Source organism: Flavobacterium amylolyticum (genome assembly GCF_048284335.1).
Classification (GTDB): domain Bacteria; phylum Bacteroidota; class Bacteroidia; order Flavobacteriales; family Flavobacteriaceae; genus Flavobacterium.
Genome location: NZ_JBLVPG010000002.1, coordinates 610021 through 636529, shown reverse-complemented (window position 1 = coordinate 636529; position 26509 = coordinate 610021). Strand labels below are relative to the sequence as shown.

The following is a 26509-nucleotide window of genomic DNA, read 5'->3' as shown; positions in this document are numbered from 1 at the left end:
TTATTTGTGGTTAAGGTATGCCAATGCCTCTGATGCAATACACATACCTCGACCGCCATTGTAAAATGAAACAGGAAAAACTCTTTCCGTCTTTTACCACTAAAAATTAGGAAATTAACACCGCTCCGCGAAGTCTCTCGAATTCAGTATTATTTTATATGGAAAGCATTCACTGACATCTACCGCTTTATTTTCAAATTATTAATATCCCTTTTCAACTCCAAAAAAAGATCTTTTACACTGGCAGTTTCCGTTAATTCTTGTTTTTCATCAGAGAGCCCAATGTTACACACGTATTCCCAAATTTCAAGGATGGAAGAAACCTTAACTTCATAAGGAGGATAAAAACTATTGTCTGAGGCTACAACAAGTGTGTTTTTTTTGTTTTTGTTCAATCGCTTGTACACCATACCTTCATTTTTGGTGATTAGAATATAAGTTTTACCATCCTTGACATCTCCTAACTTTTCAATATACCGCCCAACAATGATAGAGCCATCTGTATGTGGTGGCATCGAATCACCTTCAACAGGAAAGCCTCTATGTTTTCCTGTTCCCAAAAATGGCAATGAAATTTGCTGCAAACGCTCAACGTATTCTGGATCAGCATATCCATTCAAATAGCCGGCTTTTACTTTTTGCGTGACAACTTCAATAAAATTTTCTCCCTTATTGTCTACTGTGATTGGCAATACCAATCGATTATTTTCCAATTGCAACAAATCATCTACGGGAATTTTCCGAACATCAACAGAAAGCAACAGGTCAATACTGATATGGTAATAATGTGCAATTTTTTTCAATATTTCATAAGGAGCTTCAGAGGTTCCATCTTCATATTTAACGTATCGACCCCTGGTTATTCCTAAGGATTCAGCCAGCTTCTCTTGCGAAATTTTATGTTGCACCCTAAAATTCCTAATATTATCAGAAAATAAAGACATAGCGATTTTGTTATAATTTGTAACAACAAATATACATAAAATTGTTAGTATCTGTACTAATTTTGCAAGGTATAAAATAGAAATGATGATGAATAGAGAAATCGTACATATGGACTTAGATACCTTCTTTGTTTCCTGCGAAAGATTAGTAAATCCGCAATTAATAGGGTTGCCATTAATTATTGGTGGGAGCTCTGATCGTGGCGTTGTGGCATCGTGCTCTTACGAAGCTAGAAAATTTGGAGTTCGATCTGCAATGCCAATAAAATATGCCTTACGTCTTTGCCCTCAAGCTTCGGTTATCAAAGGAGATATGGAATACTATTCGAATAAGTCACACGAAGTAACTTCGATTATAAAAGAAGTAGCGCCAATTGTTGAAAAAGCAAGCATCGATGAATTCTATTTAGACTTAACTGGAATGGATAAGTTTTTTGGTTGCTACAAATGGACAACAGAACTTTCTAGTAAAATTCTAAAAGAAAGTGGTTTACCAATAAGTTTTGCCCTTTCGGTAAACAAAACAGTTTCTAAAATTGGAACAGGAGAAGCTAAACCTTTAGGCAAGATAGAAATTATTGGTGCTAATGTAAAACCTTTTTTAAATCCATTGCCTATTCAAAAAATTCCAATGTTGGGCGACGTTACTTTTCAATTACTGTCCAGAATTGGCATCAGAAACATCCAAACACTATCCGAAATGCCAGTTGAAGTTTTACAACAAATGATTGGTAAAAATGGAGTGGAAATCTGGAAAAAAGCAAACGGAATAGACAACAATCCGGTAGAACCGTACACCGAAAGAAAATCGATTTCAACCGAACATACTTTTGAAATCGATACCATTGACCTTTACAACATTAAATCCCTAATTACAGGAATGGTAGAAAAACTATCCTATCAATTGCGTTCAGAAAAATTTTTAGCATCAACAGTAGTACTTAAAATACGGTACAATAATTTTGATACAGAGACCAAACAAATTAAAATTCCATACACTTCTTTCGATCATATTTTAACTAAAACAGCAATAGACCTTTTTGAGAAAGTGTACACCAGAAGAATGCGCTTGCGGTTGGTGGGAATACGGTTCACAGGATTGGTTCGTGGGACCTATCAAATCAATATGTTTGAAGACACAACAGAATTATTATCGCTCTACCAAGCCATTGATAAAATTAAAAACAGGTTTGGTTTTGATGCGGTTTCACGATGTTCAGGCACCATTATAAAACAAAAAACAAAGTAAAAATAATTTACTTCATCAGTTCGCACGTTCAGGCTCTGGTGGGCGTTTCCCGCCGAAAAAGGCGGGTCGGGCTGTACGCTATATCTTTTGTTCCGCTAGCGCTGCACAAAAGGATGCCGCTTCCATACCTAACGCGCAATGTCATTAAGTTTAGTAATTACGCTTTTTGTTTTCACGTAGATTTCGCAGATTTACGCAGAAAAAGCAGTTAAAATCTGTTGAATCTGCGTGCTATTTTTTTCTTTCCCCTCATAACATAATGACATTGCCTTAACGCAAAAAACATAAAATCAAAAATCGTTAATTTTAAATTACAATCACAATGTATCTCAACTGCCATTCCTATCATAGTTTGCGTTACGGAACAATTCCGTTGAACGAATTAGTGCAACAAGCTAAAATTTCGGGCCTTACCTCAGTTGCATTGACCGATATTAATACGGTAACTGGCATTTATGATTTTACAAAACAATGCAAAGAAGTTGGAATAAAACCTATCGTGGGTGTTGAGTTCAGACAAAACAACAGATTGCTTTTTATTGGCTTAGCCAAAAACCAAAAAGGCATTGGCGAAATGTGTCGTTTGCTGACGCATCATAATCTATCCAAAACCCATTTGCCAGATGTTGCACCAGCATTTGAAAATGTATTTGTGATCTATCCAACAGCTAATATGCCTAACGAGTTGCGAAATTTTGAATACATTGGCATTCGACCAGAAGAAGTGCTAAAATTATTCAAAACCGAATGGAAGCCGATCATTCAAAAAGCGGTAATCCTTCAACCCGTTACTTTTAGATCCAAAAAGGAATTTAACTTACATAGAATTCTGCGAGCCATAGACAACAACACCTTATTGTCAAAATTAACAGATGAGGACATTTGCAAGACTTCTGAAATACTGACAAGCTCAGAGGAGTTGCTTAAAAAGTACAGTGAATATCCAGAAATTATAAAAAATACCGAATTCCTTATTGAAGAATGCAATTTTGATTTTGAATTTAAAACGCCTCGAAACAAAAAATTCTATACCAAAAGCAAAGAAGGCGACCGCTTATTATTAGAAAACTTAGCAAAAAGTGGTTTACTAAAACGCTATGGAAACACGAACAAAGAAGCGCAAGCCCGCGTAATAAAAGAACTAAAAGTAATCAACGACTTAAACTTTAGTGGCTATTTTCTAATCACTTGGGACATTATTCAATACAGCAAAAGTCAAGGTTTTATGCATGTAGGGCGGGGTAGTGGTGCCAATAGTATCGTGAGCTATTGTCTTGGTATTACAGACATCTGTCCTATCGAACTCGATTTATATTTTGAACGATTCCTAAACGAAAACCGAAAATCGCCACCAGATTTTGATATCGATTGGTCTTGGCGCGAACGAGATTTTATTTTAGAATATATTTTTAAGCGTTTTGATCCAAATCACGTAGCCTTTTGTGGCACAAATGTAGAATTCAAATACCGATCTATTTTCAGAGAAGTGGGTAAAGTTTTTGGATTGTCTAAAGACGAATTGGATGGTTTGTCAAAAGCCAAAGGACGACAAAGAGAAACTAATTCCGTAGTAAAGTATGTTGAAGAATACGGAATGATGCTAGAGAAATACCCAAATCAAAGAAGCATGCACTCGTGCGGCATCATCATTTCTGAAGAACCAATTACCAATTTTACAGCACTAGAAATGCCACCAAAAGGCTTTCCAATTGTGCAATTTGATATGCATGTAGCTGAAGATATAGGCTTTGAAAAATTCGATATTCTAAGTCAGCGTGGTTTGGGCACGATTGATGAAGCCGTTAAAATTATTGAAAAAAACAGAGGAATTAAAGTGGATATCACGGATACTTCATTGTCTAAAAACGAAGCCAAATGCAATGAGTTGCTGAGTATTGGTAAAACTTTAGGGTGCTTTTATATAGAAAGTCCTGCTATGCGAGGTTTATTACGACGTTTAAAATGCGACAATTATAAAACACTAGTGGCTGCGTCAAGTATCATTCGTCCTGGAGTGGCTCAAAGTGGTATGATGCGAGAATATATTTTTAGACACAATAATCCTGATAAATTTGAATATTTTCATGAGGTTTTCAAAGAGCAGTTGGGCGAAACCTATGGTGTCATGGTTTATCAAGAAGATGTAATTAAAATTGCGTTACATTATGGAGGGTTGACAGCTGCCTATGGCGATATTCTTAGAAGAGCCATCAGCGGAAAAGGACGTTCGTTAGCAGAATTACAATCCGTAAAAAACCAATTTTTTGTTTCTTGCAAAGCCAAAGGGCATCCAGAAAAACTGAGTGAAGAAGTCTACAGGCAAATAGAAAGCTTTGCAGGATATTCTTTTTGTAAAGCGCATTCGGCAAGTTATGCCGTAGAAAGTTACCAAAGCTTATATTTAAAAACCTACTACGGTATTGAGTTTATGGTAGCAGCTATCAATAATGGTGGTGGTTTCTACAGACCCGAAATTTACATTCACGAAGCCAAAATGAGTGGCGCAACTATTCACAATCCGTGTATCAACAAAAGCGTTTATCAAACTACAGTTGATGGAACGGATGTGTATTTGGGTTTTATGCTTTTAAAGAATCTAAACAGCGAGTATATTTTCAATATTGTTGCTGAACGAGAAAAAAATGGTGCATTCAAATCGATTGAAAATTTCATTATTAGAGTTCCATCAGGATTAGAAAGTATTCAAACATTGATATTTATTGGGGCCTTTAGAAGCACTGGCAAATCAAAAAGTCAATTAATTATCGAGTCACGAATGCTCTTGATACATCATAAACTGGAGGTAAATACTCCTTTACTAATTGAAGAACCCACTAAGGAATACAAATTTCCAATTATAGAACGTTCCATTTTAGAAGATGCTTTTGATGAAATTGAATTGTTGAGTTTTCCGGTTTCGTGTTCACCATTTGATTTATTAGAAACTAAATTCAAGAGTGGTATTTTGGCCAATAACCTCATTAACTACCTAAAGAAAGAAGTAAAATTGATTGCTTACTTAGTATCTATAAAACAAGTCCCTACAAAAATGGGAATGATGTTTTTTGGCACTTGGATCGATGCAAATGGCGATTATTTTGATACAGCACATTTTCCTAAAAGCCTTATCAACTATTCTTTTAAAGGCGGCGGATGCTACTTACTTATGGGTACGGTTGAGGTAGATTATCATTTTCCAACCATTACTGTTTCAAAAATGGCCAAAATGCCTTTTAAGCCTGATCCACGATATGCCAATTCAAAAACACTTCAATTTAAGGCAACAGAACAACTGCGAGGTGATATTAGCACCACCGAACGAGCTCCATATCCGCAAGAACACGAAATCAATTTACCAAGAATAAAGATGGTCAAGGAGTAAAAAAAATATTAAAATATTTTCAAGCTTTTGATTTACCAGCCATAAAAGCGAAGATTCACCAATACCTAAAAAAAACATTAAAAACTCGGGAATACTTTTTGATTCTTTTGTAGTAACACAAAAGAAGAGTTATAATATATACCACATGAAAAATCAGCAATACGCAATAGTAGACATAGAAACCACAGGCGGGAATGCTAGTGGTAGCCGCATTACAGAAATTGCCATTATCATCCATAACGGAACTTGCATCATCGACCGTTGGGAAACGCTTGTCAATCCAGAAAAAGAAATTCCACTAGCCATTTTTTCACTAACGGGCATTAACAATGAAATGGTTCGGGACGCACCCATTTTTGATGACATTTCTGAAAAGGTTTTAGAAATGCTTTCCGGACGTGTTTTCGTGGCCCATAATGTAAACTTTGATTACTCCTTTGTGCGCCACCAACTCGAAGCCAGCGGTTTCAAATGGACTGCGCCAAAATTATGCACTGTTCGAGCAGCCAGAAAGATTAAGTCGGGACTGGCCTCGTACAGTTTAGGCAGACTTTGCAATTCGTTAGACATACCTTTGACCAACCAGCACCGTGCTGGTGGTGATGCAGATGCTACCGCAATTTTATTTTCCCGTTTACTGGAATGGGATGTGGAAGGGGTAATCGAAAAAATGATAAAAAAGACTTCTCAAGATCAGCGTTTACCTCCTAACTTACCACCTACTGACTTTGAGCAGTTACCGGATAAAGCAGGAGTCTATTATTTTTACGATCAGACAAGAAAAGTCATTTACTTAGGTAAGGCAATCAATTTAAAAAAAAGGGTAGCCTCGCATTTCAGTGGCCATAATATCACACCTCAAAGACAAAATTTCTTAAGGGACATACATGCCATTTCCTTTGAAGTTTGTGCCACAGAATTGATGGCACTACTGCTCGAATGTAATGAAATCAAGAAGTTGTGGCCCGCCTACAACAGAGCACTCAAACGTTTTGACTCTAAATATGGATTGTATGAGTATGAAGCCCGCAGCGGCTATCGGTATTTAGCCATTGGCAAATTAGGTAAATTTCAAGCGAGTATAGAATCTTTTAATAGTTTGTACAAAGGCATCAATGTATTGCAAGGTCTAGCCAAACAATTTGGCATTGATAACCGATTTTGCAACTACGGCATGGACGACCACGGAGAATTTACTCCACAACCAAACCGAAGCGATTTACCTGAAGTGGAACAACACAACGAACAAGTCGAAAATGCTATTGATTTTTTAGTAAAAAACAGACCCAGCTTTGCCATTATAGACAAAGGCAGATCTGCTGAAGAACGCAGTTGCATTTGGGTTGAAAAAGGGCACTTCTATGGGATGGGATATATCGCTTCGGATATAGGATTTACGGAGCCCTCTGAAATAAAAGATCATGTAACCCCTTATAAAAGTAATCAATACAGTGTCGATTTAATTCTTGCGTATGCAGAGAAACATCCCAGTAAAGTGCTGTTTAAACAGAACGAAAATGAATAAGAATACATCACAATTACATCTAAATATTTTCATTAAGCAGTGGTAAAAGAAAATGTTTGACTTTCCGATAGGAAACCCATTCTACAAATATTTTTTTTCAAACTATCACTAAATTATCATACTCAATACGAAGAAATAAAAGGAATGACATGCTAGATTATAACAGTTGTCTATCAAGCTAAAAAGTATGAAATACAACATTTTAAAACAAATAACAAAATAGATAAATAATAACTAAAATCACTCAACCGCTAGTGTAAAATGAATCAAGAAAACTTTCCCATTTTTAGCAAAAATTAAGGAAATTATCTCCATTAAATTACAATAATGTAATAAAAGTTATATATTTGAAAAGCGATAAAGCGAGACAAACCTTCGTTAATTTTTCTTAATTTGGGTGTATACACGAAGTTTGTTTCGCATATATAAAAGGTGGTGGCAACTGTAAGTAAAACGCTCAACAAAGAAAATTCTTGTAAATGAAAACAGAAATAAAAATCATACTTGAGGAAGGTTCTTCAAATAAAGCTAAAGGAAATTGTTTTGAGACGCTTATTAGAAATTTACTTGCAATTCATCAATATGATATTAGAGGAAATATAAACTTTTCAGGAATGGAAATTGACTTAATTGCTAAACACAAACATAAAGATGAAATTCTTTATGTAGAATGCAAAGCAAAGGAAAAAGTTAGTTCTGATGAATTAAGTAAATTCTGTTTTAACGTTGAATTTCAAGAAGCTGATTATGGATATTTTTTTAGAACACAAGAATTAGAATATCAAGCTGGTGCACTATTAAGTGAAATCAGAAAAAAAATTAAATATAAAAATTTAACTTTTTTTGAACCATCTGATATTATTCAAATGCTTACTGATGCAAATAAAATTTTTGAACCAATATCAAAGTTAAATTCATTTACAATTTCTAAAAAAATACTAGCAGTTACACATTTTGGTGATTTTTTAATCTATCTAGTAGATGAAGCTAATTTATTTCCAACAAAATTTATTGTTGTTAATGCTAATAATAATTCGTTAGAAGTAAAAAAAGAAACTGTAGAATTAATTGTAAAGCGCATAGATGAGTTAAGTAAGCTAGAAGCAATAACAAATTTTATTGAACCTATAAAAAAAAATGAATTAATAAAAAAAGAGGTCGTTGTTGAAACTATATCAGAAGTTCAAGAAAGTGAATATTGGTATGATTATTTACCTGCTTCTTCTACAAAAAATCATTTTGTTGGGAGAGATTTTATTAGAACACAAATTTTAGATTTTTTTAAAGAAGTTCAAACTGACAAAACACATAAGAGAATTTTTTACTTAAATGGAAAATCAGGTTGGGGAAAGAGTTCTTTATTACTCGAAATTAAATCACGTTGTGAAAATAAATATTATAAAAATAATTTTTCACACTTGCTATTGACACGAGAAGCGCATTGTCTGATAATTTTGTTGCTTTATCATTTGAAAAACTTATCAATAAATCAATAGAAAAAAAATTTATTAAAAAAACTATTTTCAGCAAACAAGTCAAATTTACTTCAAATTTAGATTTACTATCATCAGAATCGATAGAAGATTTATTTCAATCACTAAAAGCTGAAAACAAATATCTAGTGCTAATTTTTGATCAATTTGAAGATGTTTTTAGAAAGCAAGATTTATTTAAGTCCTTTTACAAGTTTTTAAGTGATGTCACGGATAAAAAACTAAATTTAATCGTTGGTTTTTCTTGGAAATCTGAATTTTTCATACCAAATGATGACCCAGCATATTATTACTGGCAACAAGCCAAAGAACAATCACGAGAATTTATAATTGAAGATTTTGGTGAAAAGGAAATTGACGGCATAATTAAACAATTAGAACAATCCATAGGAAAACTTGATAAAGATATAAAAAACAGGATTAAAGAAAGTTCACAAGGTTTACCTTGGCTTACTAAAAAATTGTGTATTCATATTTTTGAGCAAATTCAAGGAGGACTAAAAAAAGATAAACTTATCGAATCAAATCTTAATATAATAGATTTATTTGAAAAGGATAAAGAAAGAATAGAATCTGAAGAATTAAATGGTTTAAAATTAATTGCTCAAAAAGCATATGAAGGAGCATTTTTTGAAATTTCAGAAGTTGGAGAATCTATTGAAAGTAAAATAATAGATTCATTATTAAATAATCGATTAATAATTAAATCAGGTGTTAATTACAATATTTATTGGGACATATTTAGAGATTATTTAGTTACAAACATTATCCCTACTATTGGCGAAAGTTATTTGATAAGACAACGTGTAACATTATGTTTAGAAGTTTTTTTACTTTTCAAAGATTCCGTAAAACCACAAACTATTGAAACAATTCTAAAAAAACATATAAAGAATATAGGTAAAACAAGTCTTGAAAATATTTTAATAGAATTGAGGAATTTTGGTCTAATTAAAAAAAATGATGATTTTTATAGTGTTGCAAAAAAAGAAATAGAAATCACAGAAAATGGTTTTATTACATTCATTACACATAAATTCCAAAATTACACACCTTATTTAGAATTGAAGAAAATGAATTTAAATTCAATCACTAAAGATGATATAACAACTGTTTTAAAGTCAATATTTAAACAAGATTTCAAAGATAAAACCTGGGAAGCATATTCATTAAATCTAATAAGTTGGTTTTTACAATCTAAATTAGATATTAAACTAAAAATTAAGGAACCACAAAAAGGACGAAGTACAAAAACACAATTATCTTTAAAATCCGATAATGTAATTCCTCGAAGTTCATTAAAAGATATTTCAAGTGTTATAAAATTAATGAGAGAAACTGATTATTCCATTAATAGTAAGTATTATAGAGATTTACTATTACTTAACATAATTGATGAAAACAAAGATATTACTGTTATTGGTTCTCAAATTATTGGACTTAAGGATGAAAATTTAAAAATCTTACTTAAAAAACAATTAAATAAAAACAAAAAAATAATTGAATTGCAAAAGATTTTGAAATTGAATCCAAAAACACAAGCTAAAGAATTAGTAAAAAATTTACCAACTAATTTTTTTGACGGTAAAGCAGAAAGTTCAAAGATTATTTACGCATCAGTAGCCTTAACTTGGGTTAAATAGAAACAGCAGCCACCAGCAGCTAGAGTTCGTTGCGTGCGCAGCACGAACAATGAAACTCCAATTGAACAGAAGCGGTCACTGGCAGGAACTATGAAGTTATCGTAAAGTTTAGAGAGAGAATTTCAAGAGGCAAGTGAGCTTCTTTTTTTGTGCGGTAAAATCAAGATGGTTTTTACGTATTTTCCTTTCCCGAAGTTTTGGGATTAGGCACAAGTGCCCTCACCTCTCTCTGGCGCTCGTTTGTAACGAGTGCCTTCTTTACTTATGGGGTTATAAAGCGACAATGGGATTTTTATTGTATCATGACCAAAAAAACAATCAAACACGCTTCAGCGGATGTTGGATTGGTTTTCTGTGCCTAGAATCTGCGTCGAATTTAACTTAATTGACCACAATATACTAAAACAACATCTAAAGTATTGGCTTGGTATTTTGAGACCATAAAAGAGATTTTTAAAGCTTTTACGGATTGTTATATTTTTATATGCATATCAAGTATAGTTAGGTATGTTTTATTGATGCCTTTGTAGGGAACATAGATCTCTCTAAGCACACTTTTGCTGATAAAACCCTCAAGACCTAAGTTAGCTAGAGTTTCAATTAATAATGACTTAATAGCTATGTCTGCTTTTTCCTGATATAAGAAGACCATTACATCGACTTATATCAGGATAATAGATTACAATGAATTTATAAAACTCAACAAATCATTTCTGTCTTTTGCAGAAAGTTGTTTGTATTTATTTTTGGCATTTTGACCTTCGCCACCGTGCCATAGAATAGCTTCTTCAACATTCTTTGCTCTACCATCGTGCAATAAATTGGTATGATTATTTACAGTTTTAATAAGTCCGATACCCCATAAAGGAGGCGTTCTCCATTCATTGCCAGTAGCCAAGAAATCTGGTGTATTGTCTGCTAATCCTTCTCCCATATCATGCAATAATAAATCCGTAAACGGACGAATGGTTTGATTACGTAAAGCTGCAATAGGGTGCGTATTTCCTGTTTGTATTTTAGGAATATGGCAATTGGTACAACCTATAGTTTCAAATGTTTTTTTTCCTTTCAAAACATTTTGATCGGAATAATTTCTCCGTGCCGGAACTGCTAATGTACTGGAATATAAAACGACTCGATTTAAATTTAAATCTGAAATTTCGGGTGTCCCACCATTTGGAATTGTCGTAGCAACAACACCAGTTGGTACATCTTCATTAGGAAATAAACTGGTTGTTATCCCCATATCTCCTAAGAAAGCACCAGCAACTTGTTGACGAACATTTGGTTGATTTGCTTTCCATCCAAAACGACCAAGCTTCTGACTATTTGAAACAACATCATAAACATAGTTTGCTTTTCCTGAGATACCATCTCTATTATTATTGGTTACAAAACTTAAAATTGTACTTTCTGGAATTGCTTCCAATAATCCTAAACCAATCATTTGGCTAGCTACTCTTGGCGAAATTTGTACATTGTTTGCCAATGAACCATAACCCAAATTATTGATTTGATAGAATGGTTTTTGCAGGATTACAGTAGTTCCGTCTGCAAAAGTTTCGGTAATGGATTGATAAGTAATCCCATATGTCCCCTCTACGGTTTGACCAAGAATGGCATTGTCTTGTAATTGTCCTCCATAAATTGGATCGGGAAATGAACCTCCATTGCTGTTTGTACCAGGAATACTTAATCTTAATAATAATCCGAGACCAAGTTCACCATCAAATAGAGGAGCTCTTCCTCTTCCGTCTTTAAAATGACAACTGGCACAGGCTATTGCATTAAAAAACGGTCCCAAACCATCTCTAGCAGTTGTAGAAGAGGGTGCAGAAACCCAACTTTGTCTAAAAAAGGAGTTACCAATACCAAAATCGGATTGTTCATCGAATGTCAAATTGGGAGCAGAAAAGCCAAAAGCTTCTTCCGAAGTATTAAAAATAGTAGTTTCTCCACCAGAATATTGTTCCCTCTCTTCGGGTGTTAATGCTACATATTCATCGTCATTATTAGCACAACTAAAAAGTTGAAAGCAAATTAAAAAAGCGAGACCTTTGCAAGTGTTCTTCATTTTGTTAAATAGAAAAAAGTGTCCAGTTACAAGGACACTTTGATTAAATCTGAATTTATGAATTCATTAATTTACAGTGATAGCAATTTTCGCAGCACCAGCAAGCAAATTAGAGCCAAAATCTTTCAGCTGTAAAACTGCCATTCTAACTTTGGCACCTTCTGTAGAGGTTAAACCACCAGAAATAGCTAAATCGAAAGGTGTTACTATCGCACTAACTTTAGTTACGGCAGCATTTAATGCTACATCTGTGCTATTGTATACATTTGTGTTAGCTTGTTTAATTAAATCTTCTAGTGATGCTCCATCAACAGTTCCGTAATTCCCTTTATACAAGTTGATTACTCCTTGAAGATTCAAAGCAATATCTCTATGAGTATTATCACTAAAACAAGAATGTTCATCTTCTTGATCTGCATTTCCAAGTGCAACATCCATACGCTCTACTGGTAATTCTGCAGAAACAAGTGTAGTTATCCCCAGATAAATATTTCTGATAGCGACATCATCAGGTAGTGCAAGGAATTTAGATCTATAGGTTCCTCCAACTTTCCATTGGTTTACTAAATACTCCAAATTATCGGTCAATAAATCAGCGCATGCTTTCAAATAAGCTGCTCTTCTTGTTTGATTTGAATTTGTTCCCCCAACAACATAATCTGTATAGGCTCTCAATCCAGCTTGATTTGCCGAAGGAGCTGTCAAATCTTGTCCCCAAAGTAAAAATTCTATAGCGTGATATCCAACACTGATATTTTTTTCTCCACCTTGTTCATTCAAACGCTCTAAAAGAGATTTGTTTATTGTTGGGAATGTTGTCAAATCATTGATTATTCCAGCATTTGTAGCCCCTTGAACATAATCAACATAATTTTCATCTAATGGCCAGGCATTTAATAATCCTTCTGGTCCATCGGCATTATCAATTGGTCCATCAGCAAAACGAAAGGCTTCGGTAGTACCATAACTTTCTCTTGCAGCTTTCCATTTGTTTTTAGCATTATCAAAATTGACTTGAGTTGGTGATGTTGTAAATGTATTTATTGCTGTTTCTAGTATTACGGCATCATCATACGCTTTTTGATAATTGGCGTGAGCAATGTTTGCATAATTTTCCACAACTTGTTTTTTTGTAACATTAGAATTATTGGAAAAATCATCGTTAGTATTACAAGAAGTAATTAAAACCCCCATTGTTAAAAGTATTGAAACTTTTAAAAATATTTTTCTCATAGTTTTGCTTTATTTAGAATGAATAAACTTAAGGCAAAAATATAAACTTTTATTAAATCGCCAAATTTTATTTAGAATAAATTTAAATAAAAATTTGTTTGTTCTATTTTAGGTTTTATATTTGCAGAAATTATTTTAATTCAATCTAAATTAACTGAAATGAACTTTAAAAAATTATCTCTTTCCGCATTCCCAATTTTATTGTTAGCGCTTGCATCTTGTTCAAATGACGATGCTACAGTTGAAGATACGTATAATTATACTGTTCCAGCAACCTATACATTCGAAAGAAATGCCGTGACTTCTGTAGATTATTCTGGGCAATCGAGCCGCTTATTAATGCTTGATGAGATGGGGAAATATTTTAGTACAGCCGCAACAAACGGCACTGTCGCTGATGACGCAGTACTATCAGACATGTATGCTAATGTAAATAACCGTTATACTGGAGCAGGTTTAAACGTTTCAGGGAAACAATTAAAAGATAAAACGGCTGCTTCAAAAGATTATTTTTCATTATATCTTGGTGGTGGTTCAATAGCTGAACAAGTAAGTGTTCGTGATTTATTTGAAACCCAATTTGACAATGGTGATGCTGCTAGTCAAGGAGCAACAGCTTCTGCGGGTGTTGCAGGTGTTTATCTAGATGGAACAAGCAAGCGCTTATTTGCAGCAAATGGATTAGAGCCCCAACAAGTATTATTAAAAGGAATGATGGGGGCTTGCTTTATGGATCAAATAGCTAATAATTATTTAAGTCTAAATAAGCTTGATGGCGGTATTAATAAAGTTGACAATACAAACAAAGTATTGTTAACAGGAAAGAGTTATACTGAAATGGAGCATAACTGGGATGAAGCTTATGGCTATATCTATGGAGCGGATAATTTAACTGTTACGCCAAACACTTTCAAATTCTGGAGCAGTTACATCAATCAAGTTAATGCCGATACTGATTTTAATACTCTTAAAGCAGATATTGACTTGGCTTTTCGTAAAGGTAGAGCAGCAATCGTAGCTAATGATTATAAAGTTCGTGATGCTCAAATCGATATTATCAAATCAAAACTAGCAATGGTTTCAGCAGTGAGAGCTGTATTTTATTTGCAAGAAGGGAAAGGTAAATTAGCAACTGATAAGGGAGCAAAAGCTTTTCACGCTTTGTCTGAAGGTTATGGATTTATTATGTCGCTGCGATATACAAATAAACCAGGAACAAATAGTCCTTATTTTACCAAATCAGAAGTAGATGCAATGTTAGCTTCTATGGTAAGCGGAACAAATGGTTTGTGGGCTATCGATACTTTAGGAGCAAAATTAGATACCATATCTACACAAATAGCAGCAAAATTTGGGTTTACAGTTGCTCAAGCTACTACAGTAAATTAACTCAGTAAAAAATAACAAAGCAAGAGAAATTAACTCTCTTGCTTTTGTACTTTTGCTTAAATTTTTAAGAATATGAAAAAGATACTATTAGTTTTAAGTTTTGTTGCCGTATTTGTAGCTTGCTCATCAAATGATGGTGAAAATAATACGGACGGGGATAATTACGATAGAACAGCACTTTTAACAAACTGGGCTGATAATATTATTATTCCAAGTTATGTAAATTATCAAGCGAAAGTTCAAATATTGGTAACTAGCACAAATACTTTTGTTGCAACTCCAACAGAGGCAAATCTTCAAATATTGAGAACTTCTTGGTTAGAGGCTTATAAAGCATATCAATATATATCAATGTATAATTTGGGTAAAGCGGAAGAGATTAATCTTAATATGGCTTCCAATACTTATCCAACAAATACAATCGGTATAGAATCAAATATTTCATCTGGAACTTATAATCTGGAATTGTTGTCTCAATTTGACAAACAAGGTTTTCCAGCATTGGATTATTTAGTAAATGGATTGGGTGCAAATAATGCGTCACTTGTTGGTTTCTATGCTACAAATGCAAATGCTGCAAATTACAAGCAGTATTTAATATCTGTTGTTAACAAACTAAAAACTAATGCTGATGCAGTTGTAATCAGTTGGAATTCAAGTTTTAGAAATAGTTATATTGCTAATAATGGGACTTCGGTAAGTAGTTCAGTGAATAAAACAACAAATTTATTTGTAAAAAATCTTGAAAAAGATATTCGCACGGGTAAATTAGGAATTCCAGCAGGTGTTTTTTCAAGTGGTGCCAAATTTCCAGAAAAAGTAGAAGGATATTATAAAAATGATATATCTAAAGAGTTGTTGAATGTTTCAATAAAAGCACAGCAAGATTTTTTTAATGGAAAACATTTTAATAGTACTACAACTGGCGAAGGTCTAAAAACGTATTTAGATTTTTTAAATGCTATTAGGAACAATCAGAAGTTAAGTGATATTATAAACAATCAATTTGCTACTATCTATACAGTAAACAATGCGCTTAACAATAGTTTTTCTCAGCAAGTAAATACTGATAATTCAAAAATGATTGCCGCTTATGATGCTTTGCAGCAAAATGTAATCTATACAAAACTAGATATGATGCAAGCATTAAATATCACTATTGATTATGTAGATGGCGATGGCGATTAATTATGGGTTTAAGTATAACAAAATATCTAAATAAATATTCAGAGGCATCAACGCTAGCTTTTTTTAGGCTAGCGTTTGGCTTTATGATGGTTTTAAGTCTTATCCGATTTGTGAGTTATGGTTGGATTGATAAATTTTATATCCAACCCCAATTTCACTTCACGTATTATGGCTTTGAGTGGGTTAAACCGCTAGGAAATTATACGTATTTATTGTTTTTGGTTTCAGGGTTGGCAGCTTTTTTTGTCGCAATAGGATACAAATATAAATTATCGATAATTACCTTTTTCCTGAGTTTTACTTACATTGAATTTATGGACAAAACCACTTACCTGAACCATTATTATTTTATTACGGTGGTGAGTTTTATACTTATTTTTTTACCTGCAAATGCCTATTTTTCTCTCGATGCGTATAGAAACCCTAGAATTGCCTATCAGAAAATCCCGAGATGGACTACTGATATTTTAAAACTGTTGTTAGGTATTGTATATTTTTATGCTGGCTTGGCAAAACTCAATTCCGACTGGCTTTTTGAAGCGATGCCACTCAAAATCTGGTTACCCAATAATTCAAATTTACCTCTAATTGGTTCGTTATTAAACGAAAATTGGGTGCACTACGCATTTAGCTGGACGGGAATGATTTATGATTTAAGTATACCTTTTTTATTACTGTATAAAAGAACTCGTTTATTTGCTTTTGTTTTAGTGGTAGTCTTTCATATTCTGACTAAAATTTTATTCCCCATTGGTGTTTTTCCGTATATAATGATTGTAAGTTCATTGCTCTTTTTTAATGCGGATTTTCATAAAAAGGGTTTACAAATTATTTCAAAATTATTCAATTTCAGTATGACTGTTTTTGAGAACGGAAAAGAAAAAATTCAGAATTTTAATGGGATTTATAAAACTAAAATAGCCTTTTTAACCTGTTTTTTATCTTTTCAGTTACTGTTTCCTTTTCGATATGTATTGTATCCAGACGAATTATTTTGGACAGAAGAAGGTTTTCGGTTTTCGTGGCGCGTGATGCTTATGGAAAAAGCTGGTTATACCCAATTTAGTGTTACCGATGCTAAAACTAAAGAATATATAGTGATCAATAACAGTCATTTCTTAACCACTTTTCAGGAAAAGCAAATGTCATTCCAACCAGATTTTATGTTGGAATATGCACATTTTTTACACGATTATTATCAAAAACAAGGCATTAACGACCCCGAAGTTAGAGTAGAAAGCTATGTTGCTCTCAATGGAAGATTAAGTCGAAAATATATCAATCCAACAATAAATTTAGCCAAAGAAAATGAAACATTCCATCACAAAACTTGGATATTACCTTTTAACGATGAAATTAAAGGACTTTAGTTGTATTCTACTTTTATTTTTTACAATAAATAGTTTTTCTCAATATAAAATTTCAGGAATGACTACATCTGGCAATGGTACAGTACTAGCTTCCGTTGAAATATATAATAAAACTTCCGGAACTAAATATTTATCTAATTCTAAAGGAGAGTTTTCAATAGAATTAGACATTTCAGGGAATTATGAGCTTGTTTTTTTCAAAGAAAACTATGCGGTTTTAGAAAAAACAGTTGCAACATCCGATGAAAGCATTGTTATTGTTTTGGATAAAGTCACTAACCTTTCGGAAGTAGTTATCAATAAACAAAAAGAAAAAATATTTGCACTCAATAAATTAAAAGATATTGATGAAACTGCCATTTATGCTGGAAAAAAAACCGAAGTAATCTCGTTAAATAAAATTACGGCAAATAAAGCAACCAATAATGCACGTCAAATATTTGCTCAAGTTGTAGGATTAACAATCAACGAGAGTTCTGATGGTGGTTTACAATTAAGTATTGGTGGACGAGGATTAGATCCAAACCGAACATCCAATTTTAATACCCGTCAAAATGGTTATGATATAAGTGCAGATGTTCTAGGTTATCCTGAAAGTTATTATGCTACACCCACTGAAGCCCTCGAAGAAATTCAGGTAGTTCGCGGTGCAGCATCATTGCAATACGGAACTCAATTTGGAGGGTTAGTCAATTTTAAACTAAAAACACCAAGCCAAAAACCATTTGAATTCGCATCGAGAAACACTTTTGGCTCTTATGGTTTGTTTACCAATTTTACCTCATTAAGCGGTACAAAAGGTAAATTCAGTTATTACACCTTTTATAATTACAAACAAGGAAATGGTTTTAGACCCAATTCTGAATTTGAAAGCAAAAATTATTTTGGGAATTTAAATTATCAGTTCAACGAAAAAACATCATTGCATTTTGATTATACTTATTTTAATTATTTAGCCCAACAAGCTGGCGGATTAACTGATGTGATGTTTAATGAAGATCCAACACAAAGCAATAGAACCCGAAACTGGTTTGCAGTAAACTGGAATTTATTTGCATTGCGATTAAAACATAAATTTACTGCAAATACCGATTTTTCATTGCAATTATTTGGTTTAGATGCAAGTCGAAAAGCAGTTGGATATCGTTCTAATAGGGTTTCAAATCCTGATGGAGTAGGTACGGAAAGAGATTTAATAATTGGGGAATTTTTTAATTGGGGAGCAGAAGCACGATTTTTAAAACGGTACAAAATAAAAGAAAATACCAGTGCTTTTTTAATTGGAGTCAAATATTATCAATCCAAAAATTCAGGAGTTCAAGGTCCGGGAACCTCGGGCAGTGATGCCAATTTTAATGTTGCTGATGCAGAATTTCCTTTTTATGCCAACCAATCTAATTATACGTATCCCAACTTAAATGTATCGGTTTTTGGAGAGAATATTTTCAAAATAACTTCTAATTTTTCTGTAACACCAGGTTTTAGATTCGAAAAAATAAAAACACAGGCAGAAGGTTCTTATCGAAAAATAAATCTGGATTTGGCTGGAAATGTGATTTTAGATGAAACCAAGTTTGAGAATAATATAAAAGACAGAAACTTTGTTTTGTTAGGGGTTGGATTAAGCTATAAACCATTGAATAGAATAGAATTTTATGGAAATGTTTCACAAAATTATCGGTCGGTAACGTTCAATGACATCAGAACTGTAAGTCCAAGCCAGGTGATTGATGAAAATATTACGGACGAAAAAGGCTATACATCAGATATCGGAGTACGCGGACAATTAGGAGATAAAGTAACATTTGATGCCAGTATATATGGATTGTATTATGATGACAAAATAGGCGAATATGAAACCAGAAACCCCAATGGTTCAGCGGCAATTGTAAGATTCCGAGATAATATTGGAACTGCCGTGACTTATGGTTTCGAAACGATGTTTGATTGGAGTTTGAATAAAACTTTTTTCAAAGAAAAAGAGAACTTTGTTTGGAATGTATTCTCCAATATCGCTATTACAGATTCGGAATATTTAAAATCGGACGCACCAAATATTGAAGGGAATAAAGTTGAATTCGTACCGCTTTACAACATAAAAACGGGAACAGGAATTGGATACAAGAATTTTATTTCGAGTGTACAATTTACCTATGTATCTTCTCAATTTACGGAAGCAAACAACAGTAAAACAGATGCAAATGACAATACGTATGGCATTTTTGGTCAAATTCCTGCTTATTACGTCGCTGATTTTTCAACTTCCTACAAATGGAAAAAATGGAAACTGGAAGCTGGGATTACTAATTTTACAAACAATAGTTATTTTACAAGAAGAGCGACTGGTTATCCCGGTCCCGGAATAATACCATCTGATACTAGAACTTTTTATACTACGCTTGAGTTTGTTTTTTAATGTTTAAAAAAAATGCTGATTGAGAATCCAATCAGCATTTTTTACCTGTTTTCCTTTTTTAATTAAAAAAGTCTTGAAATGCTAAATCCACATCGAAATTGATCTTTAATCCAAGAAGTTGTGTAATAAAATAGAATCAACTCACATCAAGAACCTTATAAAATTTAACATTTATAAATAATTTGACAAAAAAATCAAATCAAAAATGAACCTCGCTTAATGTCCTAAAATTTTGGAATAAACGAGGCTTTTTTACTTTCTTTATGCGATTTAATTTTTGTTTTTATTATTTTCCACAAAAAATGAGAAGTAAATGCTAATAAAAACTGTTGCTATTCCAGTAATTTTAAATGTGGCATTTGCACCAAATTGATACCAAATTAATCCTGCTAATGAACTCGCTAACATTGTACAAAGACTTTGAAAACCTGAATAAGTTCCGATTGCTGTTGCCGTATCTTTTCTGTCGGAAATTGTACTAATCCAAGCTTTGGAAATCCCCTCGGTTGCCGCTGCATAAACTCCATAAGTAAAGAACAGCATTGCAATAGTATAAATATTAGTACTGAAAGCCATCCCAAAATATACGATTCCAAACAAAGAAAGCCCAAAAACAAACATTTTCTTTAATCCTATTTTGTCTGCAAAAATTCCTATTGGAAATGCGCAAAGTGCATAAACCAAATTGTAAAAAATATAAACTCCAATTACTGCTGTATCACTTAGCCCTGCCTGTTTTGCTTTTAATAACAAGAAAATATCAGAACTGTTAAATAATGTAAATACAAGTAACCCGATTACTAATTTTCGATATTGTAACGGACTTGTTTTCCAATAATTTAGAAAGGAGAAAAAAGGTGTCGGTTTTGTTTCTATTGGATGGTCTTTCGTTTTGTCTTTCAAAAAAAAGGAAGCCAATACAGCTAGTAGACCAGGAATAAAAGCGACATAAAAAAGTGTTTTGTAATCCTGTGGATAAAAGTATAGATACACTAATGCCAATGCTGGCCCAATAACTGCTCCAAAAGTATCCATTGATCGATGAAAACCAAAGATTTTGCCCTTGTTCTCAGATGTTGCCTCATCCGATAAAATAGCATCTCTTGCACCTGTGCGAATTCCTTTCCCGAAGCGGTCTATAGCTCTCGCAAAGAAAATCCAAAGCGGAAAAGTAAAAACTGCCATCATTGGTTTTGAAATAGTGCTTAATGCATAACCGAGTTGAACAAACGGAACACGTTTTCTGGAATTGTCCGATAATTTCCCGAAATATCCTTTGCTTAAGCCTGCCAAAGCTTCTGCAAAACCTTCCAAAACACCAATTAATACAATAGAAAATCCGATTGTTTTTAAATAAATTGGCATAATTGGGTACAGCATTTCACTTGCTGCATCAGTAAATAAACTGACTATAGATAGTATCCAGACGGTTCGTGTGATTATTTTTGTTTTCATTTGGCTTTTTTACAGCTTAATTTTAATTCCTCCGTTTAATATAAATCCATCTGTTGGTGTGTAAACTTCTCTAAATTTTGGATTTTGAATTGTTCCCGAATACATATTGTCCCATTTCGATTGTCGGCTGTCCAAAAAGTTTTCAAGATTTAAAAATATGCTGAAATACTTAAATTTGTATTCTCCTGACACTCCCATAACCCAATAATCCCTTACTTTTTCGTTGTTTGTCAAATACTGATTTCCAACATAAAAAACCTCGTAAGCAATACGCAATTTTTCTTCCCATTCATACATTAAGTTTGCATTTATTCTGTGTTTTGCCGTTAATGGATTTACTATTGAATTATTATCAAAATTTCTTTGTGCATCAATGTAAGTGTAACCAATGTAACAAGAAATATCCTCAAAACGAAGTTTTACGTTTGTTTCAAAACCTTTGGTTTCTATATTTCCGTTGGCATTTTCAAAGGCATAATTAACCGTCGAAGGAACTGGATTAAGAACTAACGGGTTTTTGATAATGGTGTAAAAAAACATTTGATTAACGGCAAAACTTACTTCGTCAAAAATGGTAGTTTTGTAATTGACATCAGCATTTAATCCATACGATTTTTCAGGATTGATTTTTGAAAAGTCAAGTGAATTTATATTTTGAAATGCTTTTTCTTCGGTTTCTTCCGAGAAAATGGTTGGTGATTTGTAACCTAAACCACCGCCAAATCGTGAAGATAATTTTTCGTTGATCTTATACAATATTGACAAACGAGGCAAAACAAAAACATTGCTTCTGTTTGAAATGTCTAAACGTAAACCGCTTTCCAAAATAAATTTTTCGGTTATGTTCAAATTATTTTGAGCAAAAATACCAAATGTAGCATTGTAATAATCTAATTTGTCTGCGACTAAATTAATTTGTTTGAAATTATCCGAAACTAAATTGGCTCCCAAATTCCATTCTGATTTTTCGTTTGGAATCAGATAATTGGCTTCTGTAAAAGTGGCTACCTGTTGCCCTTCAAAATTATAAGTTTGTTTTTCTATTTTTCGGTTAAAATATCCAACACTATTTTTAATTGTCAACATATTTTTATTGTCAAATGTTTTTTCAAATTTTGCCTGTATCGAATATCGATTACTGTTATTTCGCTCAAAAAACGTATGCGTAGCATCTGATTTGTTGTCTATTACTTGCATATCTCCACCAATTCGTTTTTCAAATCCTGCGTTAACACCTAAGCTAAATGTTATTTTTTCATTTGGATAATAGAAAAATTTTGGACTTATGGTATATCTGTTGAATTTTGGAATATCCGAAAACCCATCGTTATTCACATCGTATGCTTTTTGAGAATTACTTGAAGCATAAATTGTAAGCCCGGATTTCTTGTATTTTTCAGCATAAAAACCGCTTAAATCCAATGCCTGTGTTTGATTTATATTTGCCAAAAATGAAATTTCTCTTGTGTCGGTTGGTTCTTTTGTAATCAAGTTTATCAATCCCGCAATGGCTCCGCCGCCATAAAGTGTTGAAGTGGAACCTTTGATTACTTCTACGCGTTTTAAATTCAAAGGTGGAATTTGTAAAATGCTCAAACCACTTGCGAAACCCGAATATAAAGGAAATCCGTCTTGTAAAAGTTGTGTATACTTCCCATCTAATCCTTGAATTCTAATGCTTGCACTTCCCGAAACTTGGGAGGTTTGTTGCGTTTGAATTCCGGTACTTTCGGTAAGTAACATTTTGATATTCCCTGGTTGCATTGAGGATTTTTCGTCTAATTCGCCCGATGCAATCGTTTCGATCCGTGTAGGGATATTTTTGATTGTTCGGCTGCTTCTTGTTGTAGAAGTAACTTTAACTTCTTCCAATTCTTCCGCTGTTGGTTCTAAGAATATCTCTATGGCATCATTTAGAGGAAATAGTAAAGTTTTTTCTTTTTTTCGATATCCGATAGCATCAAAAATAATAGTCTGCTTTCCATCAGGTATATTTTCTATTATTACTAATCCATTTTCGTCTGGGACAGAAGCGTTTTTATTTCCTTCTAAAAATACGGAAACATTCGTAATTGTTTCTTTTGTTTTTTCATTTTTGATGATTGCCTTTAAGGTGTTCTGTGCAAAAATTAAATTTAGATTTAAAAGAAAGAATATTATAAATAGAATTTTATGTTTATTACTTGTTGCGTTTTTCATTTGTATGTTTATTTTAAATTTACTAGTAGCCCTAATCCGATTTCTTTACCATTATAAAAAGGAGCTATCATTGACACTGTTTTTTTCTCTCCAGGCGATTTGAATATTTTTCTTTTAATATACGGATTTAACCAATAAGCAATTTTAGTACTTAGTATTCCTATGCCTGCACCTGCGGCAACATCTGTAAGCCAATGTTTATTATTAGTTATTCTAAAAAGACCAGTTGCAGTTGCGACAGCATAACCTGAAATTCCGTACCAGATAGATTTGTCTTTGTACTCTTGCCAAAGAAACTCGGCACCAGCAAAAGCGGTCGCAGTATGTCCTGATGGAAAAGAATATGAAGAACCATCCGGACGTTCAATGTTTGTAATGCGTTTTAATGCTGTTACGGAAGTAAAAACTAATAAAAAAGATGTAGCTAAAATAACACTTCTGTCTTTTAAGTTATTCTTTCCTTGTATTCCTAAGTTATTTAATGCGTAAACTGTTAAAGCAGGAGCATATTGTGAGAAATCATCCAAAGTGGTTCTTCTGTCAATATCGTTTATAACTTCTTCCCTAATTTCAAAATTTAATTCTTTTAGGTAGTCGATTTTCTCAATACCTATAGCTCCATAACTAATTAAAAAAGTTGGAATAATAAGTTGCTTGTAATTGAATTTTAAATTTTGTTTGATACTATCCTTTTTAACTACTTCTTGAGCGGTTAAAGAAATTGTAGTTAAAAGTATAATAAGTAAAATTATGTTTTGTTTCAATGTTTTCATTTTTTTTAGTTTAATTAGAATGCTATGTTTACACTCTATTGGTTCTAAAATATTTCAATGTTATCATTTTGAGGGAATGTAATAGTTTTCTCTTTTTTACTATAACCAATAGGATTAAAACAATGGTTTGCTTTCCGTTGGGAATATTTTCGATTATTACAAATCCTTTTTCATCGGAGATAGAACCTTTTTGAGTTCCCTCTAAAAATACAGAAACATTCGTAATTGCCTCTTTTGTTTTTTTATTTTGATGATTGCTTTAAAAGTATTTTGGGCTGTTGTTAAAAAGGAAATAGCAAAAGAATGAATATTTTTTTTCTTGGATTTAAATAGAATTGTTTGAAATAGTAAAACAGACAACTGCGTAGCAATTGCCTAAAAAAGTCAAATCAGAAATTCATCAAATCAAGTAAGAAGAATACAGAATAAAAAGCTTATTCCGCTTTGGAAAGAAAGAACTTTTGTAGAATGAATTGCATTTAGATGCAGGTGTAATTGCACTTAAATGGAATTGTATTGGGGTGTTAAAATTAATGTCGCAATGCGGAATACTTTGTGTTATACTATTTGAAAATGACTCATTATCAAATTTTTGGATATAAGTATGGCTTTCATTTTCAAAATTAGCCTTCTCCTCGGTATCCGAAAATTCAAATACCGTGTTGACATAGCAACAAGATATCAAAAGTAGAAGTAATATTTTAATGTATCCTTTCATCGTTGCAAATGTACAAACAATAATATTATTTTGTTGGCAAATTGACTGTAATTCATAAATGAAGGATTAGGTTAAACGTCCACATTTTTGGGTTAGGTCCATCTCAGTATCTTTTACTTCTTATCCCTACTCTTCCAGCTGTCGTTTTAGTGACTATTTCTCCTAGACTTATAAATTTTACCTCTCAGATAAAGACATAAAAACAAAACCCCAATAAATTTTATAATTTCATAACATTCCATTCCTCAAATGTAGAACGTATAAAGAGCTACTTTTTTAGCATCAAATCAATTCCACCGTTTTTGGCAAGTTTTAATTCCTAATTGACAAGTATTCCGTATCGCTAAAAACGGGAAAAGATGCTTACGCATCTTTTTTTGTGTTTGTTTTCAAAACAAAATCATCATTAGTCTTAGAACCAGATTGTTCTTCAATTAATTTAAAAAACTCAGAAAGCTTGATATTTCTTGATTCGCAAATTTTTTTAAGAGTATTTACAGGAATATTATAATTTGAACCTTCGATATTAAGCGAAGTGTTTTTAATTTTTCTAACTATGCTTTCTTCAATATTATGATCCAATGCAAAAGACCTCTGAGATTTATAAGATTTAATCCAGTTATTGAAAATATAGTTACAAATAATGTTGTTAGTCTCTGTCATTTTTAGCAAAGAAAAGTCAATGATCAAAAAATAGTGCGTACTTTAGTGCGCGTTTAAAAGTATTTTGTTATATTTGTTATATTAATACAAATATGTAATGTATTTTTGCGATTCTTCATATAAAATATTTGAAGCATTCGCTTTGAATTTCGTCTTAGAAAACTGGTAATTTTAAAAGGAACGAAATAATAAGTTTGATGCTCACGTCCCATGGCGTGGGCTCACTTATTGTTCCCAGGTATACCAGTACCTCTAAGGCAGTAAGCTGAGTTCCATGCCATTTTTTATGCGCAAAAGTTACTCCCTTTTATTCTTAGCAAATCTTCTTTTTTACAGTATCGTAAATCAATTAATTAATTAATTGAATTAGTTTGTTTGGAAACGCACTGCCTACGTTTGGCTGCAACTGGCAACGGCAGTGTACTTTCCTAAAAAATACAATATAAATTCAAAAGCCTTTGCACCCAAAAAAGAGTGCTTTCAAGATCTGTGGTAACAGCAATAGCGAAAATCAAAATAATAAATTGAAAAACAGTAAACAAACAACGAATAGATGAAATACTATAAAACTTTAAAAGCTACTTTAATTCTAGCTTTAATTACACTGATAATTTGTTGGATTACTGGTTGCGATTATCTTATTTAAAAGGCAACAACTAAGAAAAACGGCTATTTATTTTCACATCACACAGCTTGCTTCGATGTGACAACACCTAATAAAATACTGATAATGCCTATGACTTGAAAAATAAAATCTATGCCTTAGTGCTATCGAGGCTAATCACAAAAAAAAGG

Annotated in this window: 16 protein-coding genes; 9 read left to right on the top strand and 7 right to left on the bottom strand. The window is 32.7% G+C overall.

Features of this window, described 5'->3' with window-relative positions; translation table 11 throughout:
* Positions 1-179: 179 nt before the first annotated feature.
* Positions 180-944, bottom strand: a complete 765-nt coding sequence (locus ACNQF9_RS08915; protein ID WP_417990073.1) for an XRE family transcriptional regulator — start codon at positions 942-944, stop codon at positions 180-182.
* A gap of 88 nt (positions 945-1032) precedes the next feature.
* Here ACNQF9_RS08915 and dinB point away from each other — a divergent pair, with 88 nt between their 5' ends.
* From dinB to ACNQF9_RS08890, 5 genes are all read left to right on the top strand, one after another.
* On the top strand, positions 1033-2193 hold the full coding sequence (gene dinB, locus ACNQF9_RS08910; protein WP_417990072.1) for a DNA polymerase IV: 1161 nt from the start codon (positions 1033-1035) through the stop codon (positions 2191-2193).
* Between the two features lie 322 nt (positions 2194-2515).
* Positions 2516-5575, top strand: a complete 3060-nt coding sequence (locus tag ACNQF9_RS08905; protein ID WP_417990071.1) for a DNA polymerase III subunit alpha — start codon at positions 2516-2518, stop codon at positions 5573-5575.
* 145 nt (positions 5576-5720) lie between these two features.
* The gene (locus ACNQF9_RS08900) at positions 5721-7100 is read left to right on the top strand and encodes an exonuclease domain-containing protein (protein WP_417990070.1); all 1380 of its coding nucleotides are present in this window, start codon (positions 5721-5723) and stop codon (positions 7098-7100) included.
* 479 nt (positions 7101-7579) lie between these two features.
* A complete protein-coding gene (locus ACNQF9_RS08895; RefSeq protein WP_417990069.1) occupies positions 7580-8596 on the top strand; it encodes a restriction endonuclease in 1017 nt (338 codons plus the stop codon).
* Positions 8542-10236, top strand: coding sequence for a hypothetical protein (locus tag ACNQF9_RS08890; protein WP_417990068.1), 1695 nt, complete (start codon positions 8542-8544; stop codon positions 10234-10236). The genes ACNQF9_RS08895 and ACNQF9_RS08890 overlap by 55 nt, the downstream gene beginning before the upstream one ends.
* A gap of 679 nt (positions 10237-10915) precedes the next feature.
* Here the strand turns inward: ACNQF9_RS08890 and ACNQF9_RS08885 are convergent.
* Entirely contained in the window at positions 10916-12310 is a 1395-nt protein-coding gene (locus tag ACNQF9_RS08885) for a di-heme oxidoreductase family protein (RefSeq protein ID WP_417990067.1), read from the bottom strand.
* Positions 12311-12376: 66 nt separating this feature from the next.
* Complete coding sequence (locus ACNQF9_RS08880; RefSeq protein ID WP_417990066.1) at positions 12377-13543, bottom strand: imelysin family protein; 1167 nt, start codon at positions 13541-13543, stop codon at positions 12377-12379.
* Positions 13544-13702: 159 nt separating this feature from the next.
* On the opposite strand from ACNQF9_RS08880, the gene ACNQF9_RS08875 reads away from it, so the two are divergent.
* The 4 genes from ACNQF9_RS08875 (at position 13703) to ACNQF9_RS08860 (ending at position 19906) form a co-directional block, all read left to right on the top strand.
* Positions 13703-14932 (top strand): DUF4856 domain-containing protein, encoded by a 1230-nt coding sequence (locus ACNQF9_RS08875; protein WP_417990065.1) that lies wholly within the window; start codon positions 13703-13705, stop codon positions 14930-14932.
* Positions 14933-15004: 72 nt separating this feature from the next.
* Positions 15005-16120: an imelysin family protein gene (locus tag ACNQF9_RS08870; protein ID WP_417990064.1), complete on the top strand. Its 1116-nt coding sequence runs from the start codon at positions 15005-15007 to the stop codon at positions 16118-16120.
* 2 nt (positions 16121-16122) lie between these two features.
* The gene (locus ACNQF9_RS08865; protein ID WP_417990063.1) at positions 16123-17490 is read left to right on the top strand and encodes an HTTM domain-containing protein; all 1368 of its coding nucleotides are present in this window, start codon (positions 16123-16125) and stop codon (positions 17488-17490) included.
* Positions 17471-19906: a TonB-dependent receptor domain-containing protein gene (locus ACNQF9_RS08860; RefSeq protein WP_417990219.1), complete on the top strand. Its 2436-nt coding sequence runs from the start codon at positions 17471-17473 to the stop codon at positions 19904-19906. Before ACNQF9_RS08865 ends, ACNQF9_RS08860 begins: the two co-directional genes overlap by 20 nt.
* A 270-nt stretch (positions 19907-20176) precedes the next feature.
* Here the strand turns inward: ACNQF9_RS08860 and ACNQF9_RS08855 are convergent, their stop codons facing one another.
* From ACNQF9_RS08855 to ACNQF9_RS08840, 4 genes are all read right to left on the bottom strand, one after another.
* Positions 20177-21361 (bottom strand): MFS transporter, encoded by a 1185-nt coding sequence (locus tag ACNQF9_RS08855; RefSeq protein WP_417990062.1) that lies wholly within the window; start codon positions 21359-21361, stop codon positions 20177-20179.
* A 9-nt stretch (positions 21362-21370) separates the two neighbouring features.
* Positions 21371-23560: a TonB-dependent receptor gene (locus ACNQF9_RS08850; protein WP_417990061.1), complete on the bottom strand. Its 2190-nt coding sequence runs from the start codon at positions 23558-23560 to the stop codon at positions 21371-21373.
* Positions 23561-23568: 8 nt separating this feature from the next.
* The gene (locus ACNQF9_RS08845) at positions 23569-24333 is read right to left on the bottom strand and encodes a phosphatase PAP2 family protein (RefSeq protein WP_417990060.1); all 765 of its coding nucleotides are present in this window, start codon (positions 24331-24333) and stop codon (positions 23569-23571) included.
* A 1081-nt stretch (positions 24334-25414) separates the two neighbouring features.
* Entirely contained in the window at positions 25415-25714 is a 300-nt protein-coding gene (locus tag ACNQF9_RS08840) for a transcriptional regulator (protein ID WP_417990059.1), read from the bottom strand.
* Positions 25715-26509: the final 795 nt, after the last annotated feature.